This is a genomic window from Polaribacter sp. 2305UL8-11 (assembly GCF_058147165.1).
The window spans coordinates 42620-67005 of sequence record NZ_JBYVJW010000001.1 but is presented as its reverse complement, the minus strand read 5'-3'; the positions used below and the strand labels follow the sequence as shown (position 1 = coordinate 67005).

Annotated in this window: 21 protein-coding genes and 1 pseudogene; 11 read left to right on the top strand and 11 right to left on the bottom strand. The window is 30.1% G+C overall.

Annotated features, from left to right (window positions below; all coding sequences use genetic code 11):
* Positions 1-231: 231 nt before the first annotated feature.
* On the top strand, positions 232-2697 hold the full coding sequence (locus ACY2RW_RS00255) for a DUF5686 and carboxypeptidase regulatory-like domain-containing protein (protein WP_490120678.1): 2466 nt from the start codon (positions 232-234) through the stop codon (positions 2695-2697).
* Between the two features lie 12 nt (positions 2698-2709).
* Entirely contained in the window at positions 2710-2952 is a 243-nt protein-coding gene (locus ACY2RW_RS00250; RefSeq protein WP_490120677.1) for a MoaD/ThiS family protein, read from the top strand.
* Between the two features lie 201 nt (positions 2953-3153).
* On the opposite strand, the gene ACY2RW_RS00245 is transcribed toward ACY2RW_RS00250, so the two are convergent.
* Complete coding sequence (locus ACY2RW_RS00245) at positions 3154-3426, bottom strand: DUF3817 domain-containing protein (protein ID WP_490120676.1); 273 nt, start codon at positions 3424-3426, stop codon at positions 3154-3156.
* 149 nt (positions 3427-3575) lie between these two features.
* On the opposite strand from ACY2RW_RS00245, the gene ACY2RW_RS00240 reads away from it, so the two are divergent.
* Complete coding sequence (locus ACY2RW_RS00240; protein ID WP_490120675.1) at positions 3576-3998, top strand: molybdenum cofactor biosynthesis protein MoaE; 423 nt, start codon at positions 3576-3578, stop codon at positions 3996-3998.
* A 157-nt stretch (positions 3999-4155) separates the two neighbouring features.
* Here the strand turns inward: ACY2RW_RS00240 and ACY2RW_RS00235 are convergent, their stop codons facing one another.
* Both ACY2RW_RS00235 and ACY2RW_RS00230 read right to left on the bottom strand, forming a co-directional pair.
* Positions 4156-5172 carry a COX15/CtaA family protein gene (locus ACY2RW_RS00235; protein ID WP_490120674.1) on the bottom strand — a complete coding sequence of 339 codons (1017 nt, stop codon included), beginning with the start codon at positions 5170-5172 and terminating at the stop codon, positions 4156-4158.
* A gap of 165 nt (positions 5173-5337) precedes the next feature.
* Positions 5338-5529 (bottom strand): cold-shock protein, encoded by a 192-nt coding sequence (locus tag ACY2RW_RS00230; protein WP_249980345.1) that lies wholly within the window; start codon positions 5527-5529, stop codon positions 5338-5340.
* 401 nt (positions 5530-5930) lie between these two features.
* Here ACY2RW_RS00230 and ACY2RW_RS00225 point away from each other — a divergent pair, with 401 nt between their 5' ends.
* The 4 genes from ACY2RW_RS00225 to ACY2RW_RS00210 all read left to right on the top strand — a co-directional run bounded on the left by ACY2RW_RS00225 (position 5931) and on the right by ACY2RW_RS00210 (position 13318).
* On the top strand, positions 5931-7205 hold the full coding sequence (locus ACY2RW_RS00225; protein ID WP_490120673.1) for a ribonucleotide-diphosphate reductase subunit beta: 1275 nt from the start codon (positions 5931-5933) through the stop codon (positions 7203-7205).
* A gap of 3 nt (positions 7206-7208) precedes the next feature.
* Positions 7209-8993 (top strand): ribonucleoside-diphosphate reductase subunit alpha, encoded by a 1785-nt coding sequence (locus tag ACY2RW_RS00220; RefSeq protein WP_490120672.1) that lies wholly within the window; start codon positions 7209-7211, stop codon positions 8991-8993.
* 173 nt (positions 8994-9166) lie between these two features.
* Complete coding sequence (locus ACY2RW_RS00215) at positions 9167-10501, top strand: deoxyguanosinetriphosphate triphosphohydrolase (protein ID WP_490120671.1); 1335 nt, start codon at positions 9167-9169, stop codon at positions 10499-10501.
* A gap of 51 nt (positions 10502-10552) precedes the next feature.
* A complete protein-coding gene (locus tag ACY2RW_RS00210) occupies positions 10553-13318 on the top strand; it encodes a T9SS type A sorting domain-containing protein (protein WP_490120670.1) in 2766 nt (921 codons plus the stop codon).
* Between the two features lie 41 nt (positions 13319-13359).
* Here ACY2RW_RS00210 and dxs read toward each other — a convergent pair whose 3' ends face one another.
* Positions 13360-15144: a 1-deoxy-D-xylulose-5-phosphate synthase gene (dxs, locus tag ACY2RW_RS00205; protein ID WP_490120669.1), complete on the bottom strand. Its 1785-nt coding sequence runs from the start codon at positions 15142-15144 to the stop codon at positions 13360-13362.
* A gap of 111 nt (positions 15145-15255) precedes the next feature.
* Here dxs and ACY2RW_RS00200 point away from each other — a divergent pair, with 111 nt between their 5' ends.
* Positions 15256-15705 carry a nucleoside deaminase gene (locus ACY2RW_RS00200; RefSeq protein ID WP_490120668.1) on the top strand — a complete coding sequence of 150 codons (450 nt, stop codon included), beginning with the start codon at positions 15256-15258 and terminating at the stop codon, positions 15703-15705.
* 105 nt (positions 15706-15810) lie between these two features.
* Positions 15811-18315, top strand: coding sequence for a S9 family peptidase (locus tag ACY2RW_RS00195; protein WP_490120667.1), 2505 nt, complete (start codon positions 15811-15813; stop codon positions 18313-18315).
* Between the two features lie 209 nt (positions 18316-18524).
* Here the strand turns inward: ACY2RW_RS00195 and ACY2RW_RS00190 are convergent, their stop codons facing one another.
* The 7 genes and pseudogenes from ACY2RW_RS00190 to ACY2RW_RS00160 form a co-directional block, all read right to left on the bottom strand.
* Entirely contained in the window at positions 18525-18728 is a 204-nt protein-coding gene (locus tag ACY2RW_RS00190) for a helix-turn-helix domain-containing protein (protein ID WP_490120947.1), read from the bottom strand.
* Between the two features lie 119 nt (positions 18729-18847).
* Positions 18848-19276, bottom strand: coding sequence for a DUF8479 domain-containing protein (locus ACY2RW_RS00185; RefSeq protein ID WP_490120666.1), 429 nt, complete (start codon positions 19274-19276; stop codon positions 18848-18850).
* A gap of 4 nt (positions 19277-19280) precedes the next feature.
* Positions 19281-19898, bottom strand: a pseudogene (locus ACY2RW_RS00180) (Bax inhibitor-1/YccA family protein); the annotation flags it as partial.
* A gap of 26 nt (positions 19899-19924) precedes the next feature.
* The gene (locus tag ACY2RW_RS00175; protein WP_490120665.1) at positions 19925-20359 is read right to left on the bottom strand and encodes a LexA family protein; all 435 of its coding nucleotides are present in this window, start codon (positions 20357-20359) and stop codon (positions 19925-19927) included.
* Between the two features lie 9 nt (positions 20360-20368).
* Positions 20369-20977: a dethiobiotin synthase gene (bioD, locus tag ACY2RW_RS00170; protein WP_490120664.1), complete on the bottom strand. Its 609-nt coding sequence runs from the start codon at positions 20975-20977 to the stop codon at positions 20369-20371.
* A 52-nt stretch (positions 20978-21029) separates the two neighbouring features.
* Positions 21030-21308 carry a GIY-YIG nuclease family protein gene (locus ACY2RW_RS00165; RefSeq protein WP_490120663.1) on the bottom strand — a complete coding sequence of 93 codons (279 nt, stop codon included), beginning with the start codon at positions 21306-21308 and terminating at the stop codon, positions 21030-21032.
* 40 nt (positions 21309-21348) lie between these two features.
* Positions 21349-22560: an aminotransferase class I/II-fold pyridoxal phosphate-dependent enzyme gene (locus ACY2RW_RS00160; RefSeq protein ID WP_490120662.1), complete on the bottom strand. Its 1212-nt coding sequence runs from the start codon at positions 22558-22560 to the stop codon at positions 21349-21351.
* Between the two features lie 85 nt (positions 22561-22645).
* Here ACY2RW_RS00160 and bioA point away from each other — a divergent pair, with 85 nt between their 5' ends.
* Together bioA and ACY2RW_RS00150 are read left to right on the top strand one after the other, a co-directional pair.
* Positions 22646-23911, top strand: a complete 1266-nt coding sequence (gene bioA, locus ACY2RW_RS00155) for an adenosylmethionine--8-amino-7-oxononanoate transaminase (RefSeq protein ID WP_490120661.1) — start codon at positions 22646-22648, stop codon at positions 23909-23911.
* Positions 23912-24089: 178 nt separating this feature from the next.
* Positions 24090-24371: a GIY-YIG nuclease family protein gene (locus ACY2RW_RS00150; protein WP_490120660.1), complete on the top strand. Its 282-nt coding sequence runs from the start codon at positions 24090-24092 to the stop codon at positions 24369-24371.
* The last annotated feature ends 15 nt before the right edge of the window (positions 24372-24386 follow it).

Genomic DNA, 24386 nt, shown 5'->3' with positions numbered 1-24386 from the left:
TACAAAGATGGTCATCTTTTATATTGGATGTTTATATTATCTTAACAAAAAAATAAAGACTTTAGATAATTAAAAAACGCATATAAAAAGGAGTAAAAAAGAATTCTTTATAATCTTTCGTGCATTTATTGCACTTTAAAAATTAAGAAACTATTATAGCTTGTTTAACAAAATTTAAAGATTTGCTAGTAACATATCCACTATGTTTGCGTCTATTAACAAATCCAACTTATGAAAAAAATTACTTTTTTATCCCTACTTTTTTTATCAACCCTAATCACAGCTCAAGTAAAAGGTAAAATTACAGACACTAAAGGAGAAGCACTTTCTTTTGTAAGTGTGTATTTAGATAAAACAGTTACAGGAACTACTTCTAATGATAGTGGTATTTATGTTTTAAATTTAAAAAAGAAAGGAAAATATACCATTGTTTTTCAAATTTTAGGATACGAAACCTTAAAAAAAGAAGTGAGTATTAGTTCTTTTCCTTATAATTTAGATGTTGTTTTAAAAGAAGAGAAAGTACAGTTAAATGAAATTTCAATCTCTACAAAAGACAATCCTGCTAATAGAATTATTAGAAATGTAATTGCAAACAAAGACAAGAATACAGATAAATATTCTAACTACACTGCTAAATTCTATTCTAGAGGATTGACAAGAATTAAAGATGCACCAGAAAAATTTTTCGGACAAAGTACTGGCGATTTTGGAGGTGGTTTAGACTCTACAAGAACAGGAATAATCTATTTATCTGAAACGTTTTCTAACATTTCTTATCAAAAAAAGCCAAAACGATTTAAAGAAGTAATTTCTGCTTCTAAAGTTTCTGGGCAAGATAATGGGGTTAGTTTTAATAGAGCAGAAGAGTCTACTTTAGACTTATATGAAAATAGTTTGGCGGTTTTTAACGATTTGGTTTCGCCAATTTCTACCAATGCTTTTAGTTATTATAATTATAAGTTGGTAGGAACTTTCTATGATAAAAACGGAAAACTCATCAACAAAATAAAATTAATCCCAAAACGTAAAAATGATCGTGTTTTTGATGGTTTTATTTATATTGTAGAAGATGATTGGGCATTGTATGGAGTAGATGTTACCACAACAGGAGCTCAAGTAAACATACCTATTGTAAATTCTTTGGGCTTAAAGCAAGGTTATAATTATTCTGAAGAAATACAAGGCTGGGTTTTAATAAGTCAAGTTATAGATTTTGATATTTCTATTTTTGGTTTTAAACCAAGTGGAACTTTCTCATACGCATATTCAGATTACAATTTTAATCCAAAATTTTCAGAAGATACTTTTACAAACGAAGTACTTTCTTTTGAAGAAGGGGCTACAAAAAAAGATACTGTTTTTTGGAACAAACTAAGACCAGTACCACTAACAAAAGAAGAGGTAACAGATTATAAAGTAAAAGATAGTATTAAAGTTATTAGAAAATCTAAAAAATATTTAGATTCTATAGATGCTAAAGGCAATAAATTTGGTTGGTCAGATCCTTTATTGGGTTATTCTCACAGAAATTCTTACGAAAACAAATCTTTTTCTTACAATGGACCTCTATTAAGAACAGGTTTTAATACTGTGCAAGGCGTTTATACTTCTGCTGGTTTTAGTTATTTTAAACAATTGAATAAAAAAGGAAAATGGTGGAATGCTGGAGTTAATTTTAATTATGGTTTTTCTGATAAACGTTTAAGACCTACGTTTTATTTTTCTAAAAAATGGAACAATATTTCTAGACCAAGAATGTATATTTCTGGAGGTACTGTTACACCTCAATTTAATGGTAGAAACCCTATTTTTAAATTAAATAATACCATTACTTCTCTTTTTTACAGAGATAATTACATGAAAATCTACGAAAAAACATTTGGTAGAATTGGCTATTCTGAAGAAATTAGAAATGGTATTTATTTTTCTTCATCCTTAGAGTATGCCAACAGAAAACCCTTATTTAATACTACAAATTATTCTTTTGCAAAACAAAGTACAAATGGGTATACTTCTAACAACCCTTTAGACCCAACAGACTTTACAAATGGCGCTTTTAAAGAACATAGTATTGCAACTTTAAACTTAGGAGCTACTTTTGTTTTTGGTCAAAAATATGCTTCATATCCAGACAGAAAAGAGAACCAAGGCAATGATAAATATCCAACATTAAGACTTAATTATATAAAACGATTTGGAGCAAGTAATTCTGAATTAAATTCTGATGTTTTTATTGCAAATGTGCAGCAAGACGTAAATATTGGTAATTACGGAAATTTTGAATATCAATTAAGAGGAGGTGCTTTTTTAAAGAAAAAAAACATTGCTTTTATGGATAATTTACAAGTAAATGGTAATAAACTTTTGTTTCCAATAGACAGAGATTTAAATAGTTTTAACCTGCTAGATTATTATCAATATTACACTAACGATAAATATGCAGAGGTTCATGTAGAACATAATTTTAAAGGATTTTTACTAGGTAAAGTTCCGTTGATAAACAAACTGAACTTCCATTTAATTGCAGGAGGAAAAGCAATGTTTATGGCAGATAAAAACCCATATACAGAATATTCTGTTGGATTGGCAAATTTAGGATATGGTAAATGGCGTTTTTTAAGAGTAGAATATGTAAGTGCTAGATATGGAAACATAAAAGAAAACGGATTTGTCTTTAGGATGAGTTTATTTTAATAGTTTTGTTTTATGAAAATTGAAGTTTTATTTTTTGGGATTACTACAGATTTAGTAGCAACAAATAGCATAGATTTAGATGTTTCTAAAAATACATCTTTAGAAAATTTTAAATCGTTGTTGATGAAAACGTATCCGCAGTTAAAAAATTTAAATTCGTATGCAATTGCTGTTAACGAAAGTTACGCAACAGGTGATTTAATTTTAAAAGAAAATGATATAGTAGCAATCATTCCACCAGTTAGTGGAGGCTAGCATTTAATGGTTAAGCCTGTTTGAAAAGTATTTGAGTATGTCAAACTGAGCTTATTAAATATTTTTAACACATTGATTTTTAGTTAAATAGACTCAATATTACAAATAATTATTTTTTGATTTTTTAAGACAACCTCCTCACTTCAAAAAGGTTAAATAAATAGAAGTTATGTTTTCTATATTAGCTATATGGTTAACTTTTTATCGTAAATACTTCTTATCAATATAAAAAGTACCAAAAGGCAAAATAGAAGCTAATAAAATAATACCTAACGTTTTATTGTCCCAATTCATTTCTTTTTTTAGCATTACAGCTAAGATAATATATAGCATAAAAAGAATTCCATGAGGCATTCCCAACATTTTCACATAAGATTCATCACCCTGAAAATATTTTATAGGAACAGCTATAAAAAGTAAGAGTAGGTAAGAAATCCCTTCTAAAAAGCTAATAATTCTAAAGATGTTTTTCATTTATTTTTTGAGTAATGTCTGTTCGAGTAATTTCGATTTTTTTCATCGAAATTATATCGAGAACTTTTGGTTTTAAACTTTGATGCAAAAATACAATTTTGTTTTCCTATTTTTGCCCAAGTATTGAACTTGTTTCAATATCTAATAAAATGAAAAGAACTTCCATAAAAATATTATCCCAAAAATTAAATTTACAAGAGTGTTACAATTTTGTAGAAGATGATTCTTGTGGAGGAATTGCTGCCTTTGTTGGTACTGTAAGAAATGATACACAAGGAAAAGAAGTTACTCAGTTAGATTTTTCTACATACAAACCCATGGCTATTAAAGAAATGCAAAAAATTGCAGATTTGGCATTAGAAAAATTTGCAATAAAAAAAATGGCCATACATCATGCAGAAGGGATGTTACAAATTGGAGCAGTTCCTGTAATAATTACAGCATCTGCAAAACATAGAAAAGCAGCTTTTGAGGCTTGTGAGTTTGCTATAGATACACTAAAAGAAACAGTGCCAATTTGGAAAAAAGAACATTTTAAAGATGGAGAAGTTTGGGTAAATGCACATCCGTGATTTTTTAGTTGGCAGTTTTTTAATCTTCAGTTTGCAGTCAGTTTTTTATTATTTAGTTTCAAAGTTTGTCATTTCGAGTGATTTGGGTTTTTCATCGAAATTGTATCTATAAACATCTGTGGAACAATTGATTACTGCTTACTTTAGTGATGACTGCCTACTCAAAAGTCTTTCTGCTTTGAAGCCACAAATAAAACTGCAATCCAAATAAAATCGCGCCAGATAATAAATGTGTGGCTTGTGTACCTAAAGGAAACTCTGCATAATACATTAAAATACCAGTAATGGTTTCTAAAAAGATTAAAAATACAATCCAATTGACCAATTTATACCCTAAACCTTTTGCTTGATTTAAATAAAACAAAGCTAAGTTTACCAAAACAATGGCAATGGTAAATGATCTATGAAAGTAAAATTTAAAATTAGGTTCCATTAAACTATAATTCTTGTTTTCAAAACCTAATAGTTTTACTTGTTCATCAATAAATTGTCTTACTTGTGTGCCCATTGCAATTTGTATCAGTGAAAATAGCACAGAAACAATTAATAGTTTATTAAAAAGCGAATTATATTGATACGTTTTGTTATCTGAAACAATAAATTTTAACCATAATAAAAGTGCTATAATTATTAAACCAACCACCATGTGAATGGTAATAATAGTTGGTGTAAGGTTAGAGTCTACCACTGTTTTTCCTAACCATGCTTCAAACATCATTAAAAAGAAAGCACCAAAAGCTAGATATGGAATTCGTTTATCTGTTTTCCAAAATTTTGTTGCTCCATAAATTAAAAATAAGAACACAAAACCTGCTAAAACAGAAACCAATCTATTTATATATTCTGTCCAAGTATGGTATTTGTTGAATTTATTATAATCGTGTTTGGTGTATTTAGACCAGTTTTTAATATTAAATTCTGATGCAGTTTTAAGATCTTTTTCTGCAACAAATAAAACTTCATCTTTAATAATGATAAATCCTTTTTTAAACTCGGTATTTGGTTTCCAAGTAATTTGGTCTTCAGAAGTTGGCGGAATTAAATATCCAAAACATTTGGGCCAATCAGGACAACCCATTCCAGAACCTGTCATTCTAACTACAGCCCCAGCTAAAAAAATTAAATACACAGAAATAATTGAAATCTGAACAATTTTTGGAAATCTGCTTTTCATCAAAAAAAATATTTTTACAAAAATACGCCAAAAAAAAGTTGCTTAAAATTAATTATGCAACTAGTTCTTATGTAAAAAAAATCTAAATAAGAATTTTAACAAAAACGCATAAAAAAACCCGATAATTCAAAAATTAACGGGTTTGTAAAAAATTTAAGAATATAATTAGATAACTCTAACGTCTACTGCGTTTAAACCTTTTCTACCTTCTTTCAAGTCAAATTCTACTGCATCACCTTCTCTAATTTCGTCAATTAAACCTGATACGTGTACAAAATACTCTGTTTTTGAATCGTCTTCTACTACAAATCCAAATCCTTTAGATTCGTTGAAGAATTTTACTGTTCCGTTTTTCACTTTGATAAATAATAAATGTTAATAATATTACAAAGATAATATTATAAGTGGTTGGTTTTACAAAAGTTATGGTTTTAACAAATTTGTTTGATTTTTCTGATGATTTAAAAATGAAAAAATAATTTATCAATTAGAAAAAATGATGAAAATTTTTTCAAAAAACATTTTTTTAAGAATGTCAATAAAAATGGTAGTTGTAGCGATTTTTAAAATTTAAATAATTGATAATGAAATTGTTAAAAAATAATTGATAAGCGGTTAAAAACAGATAAATTTATTCATTTGTTAAAAACTTCAAGGGTTTTGTGAATAAGTATGACTTTCTTTTTGGAACAAAAAAAGCAATCTTTGTAAGGGTCAATATCCGACTAAAATTAACATTAACTTAATATTCGAATCTCGTGGAAATTACGCACATCATAAAAAGAGACTATCAAACAACTCCTTTTGAGTTAGACAAAATTACAAGAGCCATAGAAAAAGCGATGGATTCTGTTAATAATGGAACAAGAAGTGATGCTGTTGCCATTTCAAATATTGTAAACGGAGCTCTTTTAGAAAGAAAGTTAAACGAGCCACATTATACACCAACTGTAGAGCAAGTACAAGATTTGGTTGAGATTAAGTTAATGGATAGTCCTTTTAGAGACGTTGCCAAAGCATATATTTTATATAGAGATGAGCAAGCTAGAAGCAGACAAACCAATATTTTCGAAAAAAGATTAAATCTTAAACCTTATGAGTATCCTAATTTGTACGAATATGTAGATGCAATTAGACACTCTTACTGGATTCATACAGAATTTAATTTTACAAGTGATATACAAGATTTTAAAACCCATCTTTCTGAAGTAGAAAGAAGTTCTATAAAAAATACAATGTTGGCAATTTCTCAAATAGAAGTTGCTGTAAAATCTTTCTGGGGAGATATTTACAAAAGAATGCCAAAACCAGAAATTGGTTCTGTTGGAGCTACTTTTGCAGAAAGTGAAGTAAGACATCATGATGCATATTCACATTTATTAGAAATTCTAGGTTTAAACAACGAATTCGAATCGTTAAAAAAGAACCCAGTAATGATGCGTCGTGTAAATTATTTAGAAACTGCTTTAAAAAGCGCAGGTAGTGATGATGATAAAGAATATGCAGAATCTATTTTACTGTTTTCATTATTTATAGAGCACGTTTCATTATTCTCTCAGTTCTTAATCATTATGGCATTTAACAAATTTAAGAATGCCTTAAAAGGGATTTCTAATGTTGTAGAAGCAACTTCTAAAGAAGAGCAAATTCATGGAGATTTTGGTATTGATATCATCAAAATTATAAAAAATGAAAACCCAGAGTGGTTTAATGAAGAGCATACATTAATGGTACAAGAAATGTGTAGAGAAGCCTTTTACGCAGAAAGCAAAATTGTGGATTGGATTTTTGAGAAAGGAGAATTAGACTTCTTACCCAAAAATGTAATCAATGAATTTATCAAAAACAGATTTAATAAATCTTTAGAAAGTATAGATGTACCTCAGGTTTTTGATATTGATGAAGAATTACTATCTCAAACAGAATGGTTTGATGATGAAATTATAGGAACAAAACACGGAGATTTCTTTGTAAAAAGATCTATCAACTACAGTAAAAGAACAAAAAGTATAACAAGCGACGATTTATTTTAAACTATGAACCAAACAGAACAAACAGCAAAGTCAACCTTAGTATCAGACCACGAAAAACTAATTGAAGCAAGAAATTCTTCTAGAAAAGAAATTCTTGAAAAAATGAAAACACCAGAAATTAAATGGTTAACAGAAAATAGTCGTAAATTTTTAGAATCGGGTTATTTAACAGAAGGTGTAACACCAGAAGCAAGAATAAGAGCTATTGCAGAAAATGCAGAAAAGATTTTAAAGAAGCCAGGTTTTGCAGATAAGTTTGAAAATTATATGGCAGAAGGGTTTTACTCTTTAGCCTCTCCTGTTTGGTCTAACTTTGGTAAAAGAAGAGGTTTGCCAATTAGCTGTTTTGGTAGTCATGTAGCAGATGATATGGGAGATATTTTGTTCTCTCAATCAGAAGTAGGTATGATGTCTAAATTAGGAGGTGGTACTTCTGGTTATTTTGGAAAATTGCGTGCAAGAGGAGCAGAAGTAAAAAATAATGGTTCATCTTCTGGTTCTGTACACATTATGCAGTTGTTCGAAAAAATGGTAGATGTTGTAAGTCAAGGTTCTGTTAGAAGAGGTCGTTTTTCACCATATTTACCAATAGATCATCCAGATATTAAAGAGTTTTTAGAAATTGGTACAGAAGGTAATCCAATTCAAGAATTAACGCATGGAGTTACAGTAAGTAACCAATGGATGCAAGAAATGATAGATGGCGATAATGACAAAAGAAGTATTTGGGCAAAAGTTTTACAATGTAGAGGAGAAATAGGATATCCTTATATCTTATTTAGAGACAACGCAAATAATGGTACAGTAGATGTTTATAAAGACAAAAATTTAGAGATTTACGCAAGTAATTTATGTACAGAAATCATGCTACCTTCTAATGATGAATGGTCTTTTGTATGTTGCTTATCATCTATAAACCTATTGCACTATGACAAGTGGAAAGATACAGATGCTGTAGAAACACTTACGTATTTCTTAGATGCAGTAATGCAAGAGTTTATCACAAAATTAGAAGTGTATAGAGATTCTCCAAAAAGAGACGATCAATTTACATTTCGATTCATGGAAAAAGCCTATAATTTTGCAAAAGACAATAGAGCTTTAGGTTTAGGAGCTTTAGGATGGCACTCATTATTACAATCTAAAATGCTACCTTTTGATAGTGCAGAAGCGTATTCTTTAAACAGTGAGATTTTTAAGTTGATTAAAGAAAAATCTTACAAAGCATCAGAAGATATGGCTAAAGAATATGGAGAACCAGCAATTTTAAAAGGTTATGGACGTAGAAATACAACTTTAAATGCAATTGCGCCAACAACATCATCTGCATTTATTTTAGGACAAGTTTCTCAAGGAATTGAACCAATTTGGTCTAACGTGTATGTAAAAGACATTGCAAAAATTAAAACAACGATTAAAAACCCAATTTTAGAAGCTGTTTTAGAAGAAAAAGGAAAAAATACACCAGAAGTTTGGAGAAGTATAAGAGATAATGATGGTTCTGTACAACATTTAGATTTCTTATCTGACCACGAAAAAGACGTGTTTAAAACCTATTCAGAAATTGACCAAAATGTAATTGTATATCAAGCTGCAAACCGTCAAAATCATATAGACCAAGGACAATCTATTAATATTATGGTACATCCAGATATGCCAATTAAAGACGTAAACAAAGTATATGTAAATGCTTGGCAATTGGGAGTAAAATCTATGTACTACCAACACAGTATGAATGCTGCACAAAAATTCAAACAAAAGAAAGAATGCGCTTCTTGTGAAGGGTAATTCATTATTATTCCGAAGATGTCACCTTGAGCGCAGTTGAAAGGTTGCATCAGAGTTTATTTAATTAAAAGTTAAGAAAAAGGGAAACAGTAATGTTTCTCTTTTTTTTTGTCATTTCGAGCGGAGTCGAGAAATCTATTTTGTAGATTTACAAAACATTAATATTATTGCAAATGAACTGGGAACAACTCCTTTCTTTAAAACGCTTTGGCGATATTGAAAAACGCGAAAGAATAGCACAAGACGAAACACGGTTGGGTTTTGATGTAGATTTTGATAGAATTATATTTTCATCCGCATTTAGAAGTTTACAAGACAAAACACAAGTAATTCCACTATCAGAAACAGATTTTGTACATACACGCTTAACACACAGTTTAGAAGTGTCTGTAGTTGGTAGAACTTTAGGAAGAAGAGTTGGTAAAGTGTTGTTAGAACGTCATCCAAATTTAGCAGCATTAGGCTATACTTTTAACGATTTTGGAGCTATTGTAGCTGCAGCAGCTGTAATGCATGATATTGGAAATCCGCCTTTTGGACATTCAGGAGAAAAAGCCATTGGCGAGTACTTTAAAACAGGAAAAGGAGCAAAATACAAAGACCATTTAACAGAAAAAGAATACCAAGACTTAATAGATTTTGAAGGAAATGCAAACGGATTCAAAATTTTAACGGAATCTAGAGAAGGCATTTCTGGAGGTTTACGATTAAGTTATGCAACTTTAGGGGCGTTTTTAAAATACCCAAAAGAGAGTTTGCCTAAAAAACCGACAACTCATATCGCAGACAAAAAATATGGCTTTTTTCAATCAGAAAAAAATGAGTTTTTAGATGTTGTTAATGAATTGGAGATGCAAGAAAAATCTACATCAGCAATTTCTTATTACAGGCATCCACTAGCGTATTTAGTAGAAGCTGCAGATGATATTTGTTACACCATTATAGATTTTGAAGACGGGATAAACTTAGGTTTAATTGATGAAGATTATGCATTAGAATATATGTCTAAATTAATTAAAAACATCAATAGAGATAAATATTACGCATTAAAACATACTACAGATAGAACCGCATATTTAAGAGCGATAGCAATTAGTGCTTTGATAGAAGAAGCTGTAGAAATTTTCTTAGCAAACGAAAAAGCCATTTTAAATGGAGTTTTTGATAAATCTTTGTTAGACAAATGTAAGTATGAAGCACAAATTAACGACATTATTAAAATAAGTGTCGAAAAGATCTATAAAAGTAAAGAAGTTATAGAAAAAGAAGTGGCAGGTTATCGAATTATTGCAGATTTATTAGATGTTTTTGTCACTGCTTTAAACAACAAGTTTGATGGCAACCAATCTAACTTTGACAATTTAGTATTGAATCTGTTACCAAAAGAATATCAAACGGAAACAGCTAATTTATACAATAGAATTATGCAAATATGTAGTTATGTTTCTAGAATGTCAGATAGTTATGCAATAAGAATGCATAAAAAATTAACAGGGAATATTATTTAATTTATAATTATAATCCCTAAATTTGAGAATTCCAAAAATTAAACATAAAAAATGAAGAAAAAATTACTATTTATCCTTACAATTACTTTAGGAGCATGCTTAGCTTATTTTACTTTAGACACAGAGACTAAATTAGAAAAAAGCAGAAAAAATTACGCTAAACTTGTAAATAATCATCGTTTTAATAAAACAATGCATTTATCTAAAAAGGAAAGAAAATCTTTAGGATTACCTCCTAACGCGTATTTTGAGCAAGAATACTTAAATCAAATAAACCCAGTAACAGGTAGAACACATCCAGAAAACATTTTAGCTGTTCAAAAGAAATTAAACTCAGAAAGAATTCAAAGAAGAGTTCCTGGAGATGAAGCAAATAATCCTTGGGTAGAAAGAGGGCCAAATAATGTTGGTGGTAGAACAAGAGCAGTTTTGTTCGACCCAAATGATGCAACACATAAAAGAGTTTTTGCTGGAGGTGTAAGTGGAGGTTTATGGGTAAATAATAACATTACTAGTGAAGAAACTTCTTGGCAACAAGTGGGGATTTCAGAAAATTTAGCAATTACATGTATTACTGTAGACCCAAATAACCCTCAGATTATGTATGTAGGTACAGGAGAGTCTTACACAGGTGATAATGGTTCTGGAAGTGGAGTTTGGAAATCTATAGATGGTGGTAATTCTTGGTCAAACGTTTTCACAGAGACAAGTTCTAACTTATCTAGAAGATTGTTTTTTATTAACGATATTTTAGCTTGGAACAACCCAACAACCAATAAAACAGAGGTTTTTATTGGAGTGGGTGGAGGTTATTATAGCCCAAGTGGTCAAAGTTTGGGTACTTTTAAAACAGGTTTGTATAAAACAACAGACGATGCTGCAACTTGGACTAAATTAACTGTAGATACACCTGCATTAAATTCTTACGAGCCTAATGATTTTGAAGTTGGTGCAGACAATACAATTTGGGTAGGTACAAAAAGAAATAGACTAAACAGTGGAGGAGGTACTGTTTTAAAATCTACAGATGGTACAAACTTTAGTGAAGCACATACAATTTCTATAACAGGATCTACAGTTTATAGAACAGAAATTGCTGTTTCTAAACAAGATCCAAAAAAAATAGTTGTTTTAGCAGAAGTAAGAACATTTTCTGGAGGAGAACAAGTTGCTCCATTTCTATCTTTCTTTAAAACAGATGATTCTTTTGTTACAACAAAAGACATTATTTTACCAAAGGATGCAGATAATGGCATACCAGATGAAGATTTTACTAGAGGTCAAGCTTTTTATGATTTAGTAATAGAAACAGACCCAACTAATGATAATATTTTATATGCAGGAGGTATAGACCTTTTTAGATCTTCAGATAGGGGTTCTTCTTGGACACAAATATCTAAATGGTCAGATAATAATAATTTAGCACGTAAAAAAATACCACCAGTTCATGCAGACCAACATGGTTTTGTTTTTCATCCAACAGATAGTGACAAAGCTATTATAGGTAATGATGGAGGTGTGTATTATGCAATCTCTTTAGAAGAGGCAGGGAAAATACACATCCCAAATAACTTTATTGTCGCAAGAAATAAAGATTATAATACATTACAATTTTATGATGGTGCTATTGGTCAAAATTCTGCATCAGATGATATAATGGCTGGAGCACAAGATAATGGGACACAATTTATTAATGGAGCAGCAAACAACTCATCTAATGCAAGTGTAGATGTTTTTGGAGGAGATGGAGCATACACATTCATAGATAAAGATGGTGAATATATGATTGCTTCTTTTGTGTATAATGTAAAAGGTAGAATAAATTTACCATATACAGGTGCAAGTGCTTCTCTAGACGAAGATCAAGGTTCAGGTAGTTTTATAAATCCACAAGAATTAGATGATAATTTGGATATTTTATATGCTAATGCACATACATCTACAGTTAATGCCATAAGAAGATATAAAGGAATTAAACCAGGAGAAACATTAGAAAAAATAAATTTAACAAACCCTCTTTTAACAGGAAGAGCTACTGAGTTAAAAGTGTCTCCATTTACAACATCTTCTAGTACTCTATTTGTTGGTTTATTTAACGGAGCTTTATTAAAAGTAACCAATACAAATTTTGCAAATCCTACTTGGACAAGTGTTAATACACCAGTTACTGGTGCTATTTCTGCAATTAATTTTGGGAATAGCGAAAACGAAATTTTTCTTACATACCATAATTATGGAGTAAAAAGTATTTGGTATACTGCAGATGGAGGAGCTACTTGGCAAGATAAAGAAGGAGATTTCCCTGATATTCCTGTAAAAGATATTATGATGAATCCTTTAAACAATGATCAAGTAATTATTGCTACAGAATTAGGAATTTGGACAACAGGTAAGTTTGGAGTTGCTTCTCCTAAATGGGTGCAAGCTCAAAACGGAATGTCTAGCGTAAAAGTAAATTCTTTGAGTTTAAGAACTTCAGATAATACAGTATTAGCTACTACTTATGGTAGAGGTATGTTTACAGGTAAATTTACTGCTGCTGTTGCTTCTGTAGATCAAGTTTTATCAGGAAATAAAGCTTTTACAGTTTATCCTACAATATCTAATGGTAACTTTACAATTCAGGCAACAAATCAACTAGGAAAGACAAACATGAATATTTTTGATATTAGTGGTAGACAAGTATATCAAACAAAAGTAAATTTTGCAAGTAATAATAAACAACGTATTTCTACAAAACTAAATGCAGGTGTTTATATTGTAAATCTTATTGATGAGAATAACAAAAAATCTTCTCAAAAGATTATCATAGAATAATTTAGTGTAACATATAGATTATAAACATAAAAAAGACGCTTTTAAGCGTCTTTTTTAGTTGCTATAAATGCAAATTGATTCGCCAAACTTTTTGCGTCCAAACCAATTTTATGTTGTAATTTTTTTATATTACCATGTTCTATAAACACATCTGAGATTCCTAAAACCTTTATAGTTTTTTTATAGTTATTTTCTGATGCAAATTCTAAAACAGCACTTCCAAACCCACCTTTTATAGTACCATCTTCAACAGTAATAATTGTTGTGTGTTCTTCAAAAATTTGATGTAATAACTTTTCATCCAAAGGTTTTACAAAACGCATATCGTAATGAGAAAAATTGTCTTTATTTTTAAGCGATTCTAGAGCCTCATTAACATTTTTTGCAATAGTTCCTATAGATAAGATAGCAATATTTTTACCTTTCTTTAAACAAAGTCCTTTACCAATTTCTATGCTTTTAAAAGGCTTTTGCCAGTTAATTATATTTCCAGATCCTCTTGGATAACGAATTGCAATTGGTTGATTCAACCTTTTTTGAGCAGTAAACAAAATATTTCTGAGTTCAATCTCGTTTCTTGGTGCAAAAACAATTAAATTAGGTATACATCTTAAATACGCCAAATCATAAACACCATGATGAGTGGCCCCATCTTCGCCCACTAAACCAGCTCTATCTAAGCAAAAAATTACAGGCAAATTTTGTAAGGCAACATCATGTATAACTTGGTCGTAAGCTCTTTGTAAAAAAGTTGAATAAATATTGCAAAATGGTACTAAACCTTGTGTAGCCATTCCAGCAGCTAAGGTAACAGCATGCTGTTCTGCAATACCTACATCAAAAGTTCTCTTTGGGTATTTTTCTAGCATAAATTTTAAAGAGCTTCCTGTTAACATTGCAGGTGTAATTCCTATAATTTTATCATTTTTATCCGCTAATTCAACAATCGTTTTGCCAAAAACATCTTGATACTTAGTGTATAAATTAATTTCTTTTTTTTCTCTTTCTCCAGAAATTTTGTCAAATTTTCCTGGAGCATGATAGGTTACTTGGTCTTCTTCTGCTTTTTGCAATCCTTTTCCTTTGGTTGTAATAACATGTAAAAATTTAGGTCCTTTTACAGTTTTTAACCTATTTAATTCGGATAAAAGTTTGGGTAAATTATGACCATCAATAGGTCCAGAATAATCAAAATTTAATGCTTTTATAATGTTGTTTTGTGCAGCTAATTTTTTATCACTTTTTACCTTTGTTAGATATTCTTTTAAAGCCCCTACAGAAGGATCTATTCCAATAGCATTATCATTTAAAATAATGAGTAAATTTACGTTAGAAACTCCAGCATGATTTAAAGCTTCAAATGCCATTCCACTTGCAATAGAAGCATCACCAATAACGGCTATATGCTGTTTTTTTGTTTCACCTTTTAAGTTGGATGCAATTGCCATACCTAAAGTAGCAGAAATAGAAGTAGAAGAATGCCCAACACCAAAAGTATCGTATTTACTTTCTTTTCTAGAAGGAAAACCAGCTATACCTCCAAATTGTCTGTTGGTATGAAAAATATTTTTTCTGCCTGTTAAAATTTTGTGCCCATAAGCTTGGTGTCCAACATCCCAAACTAATAAATCGTTAGGTGTATCAAACAAATAATGTAGGGCAATAGTTAGCTCTACAACCCCTAAACTGGCACCTAAATGACCTTCTTTTGTAGCAACAACATCTATAATAAACTCCCTTAATTCTTTAGCCAATAAAGGCAGTTGTTCAGGATTTAATTTTCGTAAATCTTCGGGATTTAATATGTTATCTAACAAATTCTTCATTCAAAACAAAAATACAACTTCAAATTTTGTGTCCGTAAAACAGACTGTTAAGAATTACAAATCTATCGTAAATATTTTACTTAAATTCGTCATTATTAATCCACTTTAAATATGATACAACCTTTTGACGATACTTATTTTATGAAAAAAGCTTATCAAGAAGCAGAATTTGCTTTTGATAAAGGTGAAATTCCTGTTGGTGCAATTATCGTTTTAAAAAATCAAATTATTGCTAGAGCACATAATTTAACAGAAACTTTAAATGATGTTACAGCTCATGCAGAAATGCAAGCTTTTACAGCTGCTGCAGACTTTTTAGGTGGTAAATATCTAAAAGATTGTACTTTGTATGTGACATTAGAGCCTTGTCAAATGTGTGCAGGAGCTAGTTATTGGGCACAAATTGGTAAAATTGTGTATGGTGCCTCTGAACCAGAAAGAGGTTTTATTAATTTAAAAACAACATTGCATCCTAAGACAAAAGTAGTTGGCGGAATTTTAGAAAACGATTGTTCTCAAATTTTAAAACGTTTTTTTATTGAAAAACGCAATCTGAATTAAGAGGCAGAACTGTTAAAATTTTAACAAACTCTTCTTAAAAAATTTGTAGTGTAGATTGTTTTAATCAACTTTATCATTAAAATTAAACTAAACCAACTTCTATACATGAAAAACTTTATTTTAAGTTTCTTGGTTATTTTTACTGTATCAGTAATTTCTGCACAAGAAACTCCCAAGCCAAACTACAGAGCAGCAGCAAAATACTCACCAAAAAATTTAGCTAAAATGGTGCACTCTACAAGTGTAAGTCCACATTGGCTAAAAAAAGGAAACCGTTTTTGGTATGCTTACAAAACTTCTAATGGTTCTAACCATTACATTGTAGATTTAGATAAAAAAACTAAAAAACCATTGTTTGACAACGTAGAAATGGCAAAATGGTTAACAGAAATCACTAAAGACCCTTATGATGCTAAACATTTACCTCGTTTTCGTTTTAAATTTAATGAAGCTGAAAATGCGATTCGTTTTAGGGTAACATCTACAGAAGAAGTAGAGGTTGTAGATGAGAAGAAGAAAGAAACCAAAAAAGATACAACATCTACTAAAAAACCGAAAAAGAAAAAACCTAAAATGGAGAAAAAAGTCTACCATTTAGAATATAGATTAGGTGGAAATGGGTTAAAAATTATAGATACAAAAAAACCGAAGAAAAAGCCTTGGCAAAAATGGGCAAACATTGCTCCAGACAGTTCTATTGTTTTGTATGGTAAGAATCATAACATTTATTGGATGGATAAAGAAAACTTTAAAAAGTTTATTAAAGATGAAAAAGATAGCACTGTTGTAGAAAATCAATGGACCAAAGATGGCGAAGAAAATTATGGTTACACTTGGGGAGGAAGAGGACAAGATAATGTAGATAAAGAAAAAAATAAAGACAAACGTAAAGGAGTTTGGGGCACTTGGTCTCATGATTCTAAGAAGTTTGTGTTTCAAAAATCAGATTCTAGACATATAAAAGATTTATGGGTGATTAATTCTACAGGTAAAAAAAGACCGACTTTAGAAACTTACAAATATCACATGCCTGGAGAACAGGAATATTACAAATCGGAATTACTAATTTTTGATATTCCAACTAAAACACATATAAAAGTTCCTTTAGATACAGTTCGTCAGCAAAGTATTTCTGTGTATAGAGCTCCAAGAAAACAATCTAGTAGAGATGATGATTTTAAACCATCTTTACTACTTTCTAAGAAAGGCAAAGTGTATTTTAGCGTCATTTCTAGAGACCGAAAAAAGTTAGATATTAATGTAGCTGACATTAATACAGGCGAATATAAAACGTTAATTGAAGAACGGTTTAATACCTATATAGAATCTCGCCCTTTAATTTTATTTAACAACGAAACAGAAATGTTACATTGGGCAGAAAGAGATGGTTGGGCACATTTTTATTTATATGATGCCAATGGAAATTTAAAAAACCAAGTTACAGAAGGAGATTATCATGTAGATGGTTTCCAAGGTTTGGACGAAAAAAGTAGAACTCTATATTTTACTGCAAATGGAGTTAATAAAGAGCAAGATCCTTATTACGCACATACTTATAAAATCAATTTAAATGGTGGTGGAATGCGTACTTTAAATAGTGGAAATTTTACCACAAGAACAAGTATGTCAGATTCTAACAAATACTTTGTAAATAATTTTTCGCGTGTAAATTCAATTCCGAAATCGGATGTTAGAGATGTAAATGGACGTAAAGTGATGGATTTAGAAACAGCAGATTTATCGCAATTATTTGCATCTGGTTATAAATTTCCTGAACCTTTTAAAGTGAAAGCAGATGATGGGATTACAGATATTTACGGAGTTATGTACAAACCTTTTGATATGGATTCTACCAAAGTATACCCGCTTTTAGAATATGTATATCCAGGGCCACAAACAGAAGCTGTAAACAAGTCTTTTTCTTATAGAATGGACAGATTAGATAGAATGGCTCAGGTTGGTTTTGTGGTGATTACTTTAGGAAACAGAGGTGGACATCCAGACAGGTCTAAATGGTACCATAATTATGGTTATGGTAATTTACGTGATTATGGTTTGGCTGATAAAAAATACGTTGCACAACAATTAGCAAACAAACACAAGTTTATAGATATTGAAAAAGTAGGTATTTACGGACATTCAGGAGGAGGTTTCATGTCTACAGCAGCAATGTTGGTATATCCAGACTTTTTTAAAGCAGCTGTTTCATCTGCAGGAAATCATGATAATAATGTGTACAATTCTTGGTGGAGTGAAACACATCATGGAGTGAAAGAAGAAATCGACGCAAAAGGAAAAATTACTCATAAATATAAAATTGATGACAATCAATCTTTGGCAAAAAACCTAAAAGGACATTTAATGTTGATTCATGGAGATATGGACAATAATGTAAACCCAGCAGGAACTATAAGAATGGCAAACGAATTAATTAAAGCTCATAAACGTTTTAAATTTATGATTATGCCTGGGCAAAGACACGGTTTTGGAAATATGACTGAATATTCTTTTTGGTTAAGGGCAGATCATTTTAGTAAATATTTATTAGGTGTAGAAAACACAGATGCAGATTTTCTGTTTATGAATTTGAACAAACCTTTAAAAAGGTAAAACTTATTATTCTGTGTCTGTTCGAGCGCAGTTGAGAACTTATAAAAAAAAGGCTGTCTTAAAAGTATTAAAATTTGTCATTTCGACTGTAATGGAGAAATCTTATTTACTCAAAATCAATTACATAGATTTTTCGACAAAGCCTGTCTTGAGCGAAGACGAAAGGCTCAAAATGACAGATAAATTAACTTTTCAGACAGCCTCTTTATTTAATCTGTATATTCTAATATATCTGCTGGTTGACAATCTAACGCTTTACAAATAGCTTCTAAAGTAGAAAAACGGATTGCTTTTGCTTTCCCAGATTTCAAAATAGATAGGTTTGCAGTAGTAATGCCAATTATTTCTGCCAATTCTTTACTACGCATTTTACGTCTGGCAAGCATTACATCTAAATTTACTATGATTGCTATTGAAGTAAATATAATATTGTGAGGAAATAAAGAAAATTAAAAAACTTAAAAAAAAGTAATAATATTTGACATTAAAATAAACTTTCCTGCTTTGAAAAGATATAATAAAAAGTAATTTTTTACTTTTTATATAGATTGGGAGTTACAGATATTTTCATTACAAATTCTTTATTTTTATCGTAATAAATATAATCCATAGTTATATTATTATTTCTAAAAATCTTTAAACTTGGCTCTTCTTTTACTCCTTTAATAATGTTAGGTTCAAAATAACTTCTTAAGGTATCTAAATTAATTTCAGCTTTTTGGGTTTGTAAAAGAGTGTAGTAGTATATAAAATTTGTTTTTCCAATAGATGCAGCACTATCTAGCCTTGTATATTCATCTATTTGTTGAGGAGATTGTTTGTTTAACTCAATTGCACCTTTTTTTAGTTCTTTAGCTATATCTTTTTTAAAAAGATATTTTACACCAGCAAAAGCAATTGCAAAAACAATTACACCTACAATTGCACCAAAAGATTTTCCTTTCTTTTTTTCTTGATTCATTTATCTAATCTCTAGACATAAATATCTGTAAAACATACCAAAATAAAAGCATTAAAGAAGCAAATAAACCTAAAGAAGCAGGTATATAATCTTCTGTACTGTATTTATTTACCAAGTTAGAAGTTTGGTATAAAATAGAGCCTCCAGCCAATAAACACATAGCTACAGAAAACCATAAACCTAGATTAAAACCAAATAAAGAACCAGCAATTATTAAACCGATTGCAATAAAAAAACCAATAGTTAGCCCTGCTTTTAAGAAAGAAAAATCTTTTTTAGTAATAAAAACAACAGCAGAAATACCTACAAATAATGCAAGTGTTACTACTGCAGCTTGCTGCACTAAAGCTGCACTTTCTGTATAGTAAATAGCAATATATAAAAGAGGTATAAAAATAATAGCTTGTGCAAAAACGTATAATGCATACGCCATATATTGTATGTTTTTGTCTGCAGTTTTTAAAACAGTACTTTCTGCATAGTTGGTAACTAACATAAAGCCACCTAACATTACTAACCAACGCCAACCTTCTGTCATAGACATCATAAAGTTAACAATAACTTCGCTTTGTAATAATAAATATTCAAATAGCACAAATAACAAAACTCCACCACCAACATGTGCATAGGTTTTTTAAAGAAGGGTTTTTATACTTTTTTTATCACATTTGTAACAATGCCCCAAATTACAAAATCGTTGTCTTTTGTTATGTTTATAATAGGATAATCTGGATTTTCTGGTTGCAACCAAATTTCGTTGTTTTGTACACGTAAACGTTTCACTGTAAACTCTCCATCTATAAAACAAACAGCAATTTTTTTATCTGTAGGTTCTAAACTTCTGTCAATTACTAGCAAATCGTCATGATCTAACCCAGCATTAATCATAGATTGTCCTTTAACTTTTGCATAGAAAGTAGTTTCTTTATTTTTAACAAGTGCATTGTCTAAAGAAATTTTCTTACCTTCAACATCTTCTGTCAAAGAAGGAAAACCAGCAGAAATACCAGTGTCTAAAAACACGCCTAGATTATCTGAGTTTGTATCTGGTTTAAAAAATGTAAGTGTTTGTGAACTATTCATAGGTGCAAATTACAATTTTTCTGTAAACTTTTCTGCATATTCTTTAATCACATTTTTATCAAAATAAGGTTCTTCATTTATGCGTCCAATAATTTTTGCCTTTGTCATTTTTTGTATGATGGTTTCAGTAGTTTTATGCTCATTACCAGAAAATATTATAAAAACTTCAAGCCCTTTTTCTTTTAGCAAATTTACAGTTAATAATGTGTGGTTTATACTGCCTAAATAATGGCGAGAAACTACAATAACTTTATAATTAGATTTTATAAGATCTGAAATAGTATCAGAATTATTTAATGGTACTAACAAACCTCCTGCACCTTCTATAACCAAATGATTGTTGGTTTTTGGGGCATTAATATCTTTTAGATTGATGTGAATTCCATCTATTTCTGCAGCTGCATGAGGGCTCATGGGTGTTTTTAAAGCGTATGAATTTTGATGAAATACAGATGTAGAATTAGATATTAAACGTTTCACTTTATGCGTGTCAGAATTGTCTAAATCTCCAGCTTGTACAGGTTTCCAGTAATCTGCTTTTAAAGCTTCTGTTACAATTGCAGCAGCTACTGTTTTACCAACTTCTGTAGAAATACCTGTTATAAAATATGTGTTCATTTTTTTAGTTGCTTTTTGTCAACCTGAACTTGTTTCAGGTTCTCATTTTACATTAATAATCCAATGTTTTTAAGGTAGGATTCACTTTTCTAACTAAATTTAACTTCCACTCTTTATGCCAATTTTTTAATTTTTTTTCTCTTGCAATAGCTTGATTAATATCAGTAAACTCCTCAAAGTATATTAAATCTTTTATGTTATATTTTTTAGTAAATAAAGATGCAGTTTCGTTATAATGTTCATATAATCTTTTTGATAAATTTGCAGTAACTCCAATATAGAAAGTAGTTCTATATGTATTTGTTAATATGTAAACAAAGTTCTTTTTCATTTTCTTGTGCGACCCTGAAACAAGTTCAGGGTGACGTTAATCATTTAGCAAAAATACTCAACAACTCCAACACTTCACTAATTTGTTTTGTAGAATTATAACTATGCAAACAAAAACGCAGACGTTCTTTATTTTTAGGAATGGTTGGAGATAAAATGGCTTTTACTTCAAAACCATTTTGATGTAATTTTTCTGAAATTAATTTTACGTTTTCATTCCCAGGAATCACACAACAATGTATTGCAGAACAACTTGGTATAAAACCCCATTTTCTTTCAGAAATTTTATTATTTTGATTTTCTTTAATAAAGGATTCTGTAAAAACTGGAAAGTTCCTTTTTTTAATTTCTGAATTAAAAAAATCAATATTTTCTTGTAATTTTTTTATATGTTGATGTTGTTTTAGCATTTCTGCGTAAGCAACTTTTATAGTCGCTAAAGAATGAGGAGAAAGTCCAGTAGTATAAATAAAACTACGAGCAAAATTTATCAAATAATTTTGCAGCTTTTTACTCCCTAAAATCGCAGCTCCATGACATCCTAACCCTTTTCCAAAAGTGATGATTCTTGCAAAAACTTCATTTTCTAAGCTAAGGTTCTGTACCAAACCTTTTCTAAAAACGCCAACAGCATGTGCTTCATCAACAATTAAAAAAACATTGTGGTTTTTACAAATTTTAGAAATTTTGACCAAATCAGGAGAATCCCCATCCATAGAAAAAACAGATTCTGTAACTACATAAATTTCTAAAGGCTCAGTTTCATGATTCATGTTATTCTTAGCTTGTCTAAGAATTTTTCTTTCTAAATCCTCTAAATCATTATGTTTAAATTTAAATGATTTGGCATTACTTAATCGAATTCCATCTCGAATAGAAGCATGAATAAACTCGTCATATAAAATAACATCTCCTTTTTGAGGAATAGAAGAGAAAAACCCAACATTGGCATCATATCCAGAATTAAATATGGTTGTAGATTCAGTTAGGTGCAGTTCACTTAAAAATGATTCTACTTCTTCATATAAAAGATGGTTTCCAGACAATAACCTACTTCCTGTTGCACCATTTTGTTTGATATTTCTATCTACTAAAAACTGATGTGTTGCATCAAAAATACTTTCAGATTTTGCAAAACCTAGGTAATCATTCGAATAAAAATCAGCCAAATGAGAAGTAGTTTTTAAGAAGCGCAAAGCATTATTTTCTTCGCGTTCTTTTAATTTTATTGTTAACTTCTTTGGTAGTTTCATCCCTACAAAAATAGGGATTTTTATATACCTTTACAGATAAGTTTTTAGGCTATTTTTATATTTAGATGGCAATAATTTTTGAACAATGACATTACAAGAAAGAGATAAAAAACACCTTTGGCATCCTTTAAAACAACACCAAACACATCCAGAAAGTTTGGCAATTGTAAAAGCAAAAGGTTGTATGATAACAGATGAAAATGGTAACGAATATATAGATGCAATTTCTTCTTGGTACACCTGTATGTTTGGGCATTGTAAAGAGTTTATTACTAATAAAGTTTACGCACAAATGCAAACACTAGACCAAGTAATGTTTAGCGATTTTACGCATGAACCAGCCATAAAACTATCAGAAGAATTAATAAAAATACTACCTAATAATCAAAATAGAATTTTTTTTAATGATAATGGATCAACAGCAGTAGAAGCAGGTATTAAAATGGCTTTGCAATACTATTTTAATTTAGATGAAAAACGAAGTACTTTTATTGCTTTTGAGGATGGTTTTCATGGAGACACATTTGGAGCAATGTCAGTTTCTGGGCTGTCTGTTTACAATGGACCTTTTGAAGATTTTTTGATGGATGTAAAAAGAATTCCTGTTCCAAATGGAGAAAATCATCAAGAAATTTTAGCAATTTTAAAAGAATACTCAAAAAAATATAAAATTGCAGGTTTTATTTATGAGCCTTTGGTGCAAGGAGCTGCAGGAATGAAAATCCATAATTTAGAAGGATTAAATGACATTTTAAAATTCTGTAAAGCCAACAATATTTTAACAATTGCAGATGAGGTAATGACAGGTTTTGGTAAAACTGGTCGCAATTTTGCATCCGATTTTATCCAAACAAAACCCGATATTATTTGTTTAAGTAAAGCGTTAACAGGGGGTTTGGTGCCTTTGGCGATTACTTCTTGCACTGAAAAAATTTACGAAGCTTTTTTAAGCAATGAAATGGCAAAAGGTTTTTTCCATTGTCACACTTATTCTGGTAATCCGTTAGCTTGTACTGCTGCAAATGCAGCAATAGAATTATTACAATCTTCTGAAATTCAAAAAAACATAAAAGATATTTCAGCATCACATAAAAAGTTTCAAGAGCATATTATAAAACATCCAAAAGTAAAAGAGGCACGTTCACAAGGAGTAATTTTTGCGTTAGATTTAGACACAAAAATGCAACGTTATGGAAGTTTACGAGATAAATTACTCAATTTTTTTATGGAAAGAGGTGTTTTTTTACGTCCTTTAGGAAACACCATTTACATTCAACCACCTTATGTGATTTCTGAAAAAGAGCTGCAAAAAGTATATAAAGTTATTGAAGAAAGTTTGGAGATTGTTTAGGGTGTTCAGTGGTTTGCATAAATGCAACAAACCACTGCAGGCTTTCGGCAGTCGCTATTTTTTTTCGCAAACTCAAAAAATGAGCTCCAACAATGCCTCAATCCTTAACGCGAAAGTTTATCTTTGTATCCAGAAATTCTAACGTCACCCTGAACTTGTTTCAGGGTCACACAACAACATGAAAAAAAGTTTTGTTTACATATTAACAAATACCTATAGGACTACTTTTTATATTGGAGTAACAGCAAATTTATCAAAAAGATTATATGAACATTATGATGAAACTGCATCCGTATTTACTAAAAAGTATAATCTAAAAGATTTAATTTATTTTGAAGAGTTTTCAGATATCAATCAAGCAATTGCAAGAGAAAAACAATTAAAGAACTGGCATAAAGAATGGAAACTAAATTTAGTTAGAAAAGTAAATCCAACTTTAAAAACATTAGATTATCAATAATAATGTGATACTGAA

Bases quoted from the DNA above. Each gene is read 5' to 3' on its own strand.
- ACY2RW_RS00255 (WP_490120678.1), top strand. From the start codon at position 232: ATGAAAAAAATTACTTTTTTATCCCTACTTTTTTTATCAACCCTAATC.
- ACY2RW_RS00250 (WP_490120677.1), top strand. From the start codon at position 2,710: ATGAAAATTGAAGTTTTATTTTTTGGGATTACTACAGATTTAGTAGCA.
- ACY2RW_RS00245 (WP_490120676.1), bottom strand. From the start codon at position 3,426: ATGAAAAACATCTTTAGAATTATTAGCTTTTTAGAAGGGATTTCTTAC.
- ACY2RW_RS00240 (WP_490120675.1), top strand. From the start codon at position 3,576: ATGAAAAGAACTTCCATAAAAATATTATCCCAAAAATTAAATTTACAA.
- ACY2RW_RS00235 (WP_490120674.1), bottom strand. From the start codon at position 5,172: ATGAAAAGCAGATTTCCAAAAATTGTTCAGATTTCAATTATTTCTGTG.
- ACY2RW_RS00220 (WP_490120672.1), top strand. From the start codon at position 7,209: ATGAACCAAACAGAACAAACAGCAAAGTCAACCTTAGTATCAGACCAC.
- ACY2RW_RS00215 (WP_490120671.1), top strand. From the start codon at position 9,167: ATGAACTGGGAACAACTCCTTTCTTTAAAACGCTTTGGCGATATTGAA.
- ACY2RW_RS00210 (WP_490120670.1), top strand. From the start codon at position 10,553: ATGAAGAAAAAATTACTATTTATCCTTACAATTACTTTAGGAGCATGC.
- dxs (WP_490120669.1), bottom strand. From the start codon at position 15,144: ATGAAGAATTTGTTAGATAACATATTAAATCCCGAAGATTTACGAAAA.
- ACY2RW_RS00200 (WP_490120668.1), top strand. From the start codon at position 15,256: ATGATACAACCTTTTGACGATACTTATTTTATGAAAAAAGCTTATCAA.
- ACY2RW_RS00195 (WP_490120667.1), top strand. From the start codon at position 15,811: ATGAAAAACTTTATTTTAAGTTTCTTGGTTATTTTTACTGTATCAGTA.
- ACY2RW_RS00185 (WP_490120666.1), bottom strand. From the start codon at position 19,276: ATGAATCAAGAAAAAAAGAAAGGAAAATCTTTTGGTGCAATTGTAGGT.
- ACY2RW_RS00175 (WP_490120665.1), bottom strand. From the start codon at position 20,359: ATGAATAGTTCACAAACACTTACATTTTTTAAACCAGATACAAACTCA.
- bioD (WP_490120664.1), bottom strand. From the start codon at position 20,977: ATGAACACATATTTTATAACAGGTATTTCTACAGAAGTTGGTAAAACA.
- ACY2RW_RS00165 (WP_490120663.1), bottom strand. From the start codon at position 21,308: ATGAAAAAGAACTTTGTTTACATATTAACAAATACATATAGAACTACT.
- ACY2RW_RS00160 (WP_490120662.1), bottom strand. From the start codon at position 22,560: ATGAAACTACCAAAGAAGTTAACAATAAAATTAAAAGAACGCGAAGAA.
- bioA (WP_490120661.1), top strand. From the start codon at position 22,646: ATGACATTACAAGAAAGAGATAAAAAACACCTTTGGCATCCTTTAAAA.
- ACY2RW_RS00150 (WP_490120660.1), top strand. From the start codon at position 24,090: ATGAAAAAAAGTTTTGTTTACATATTAACAAATACCTATAGGACTACT.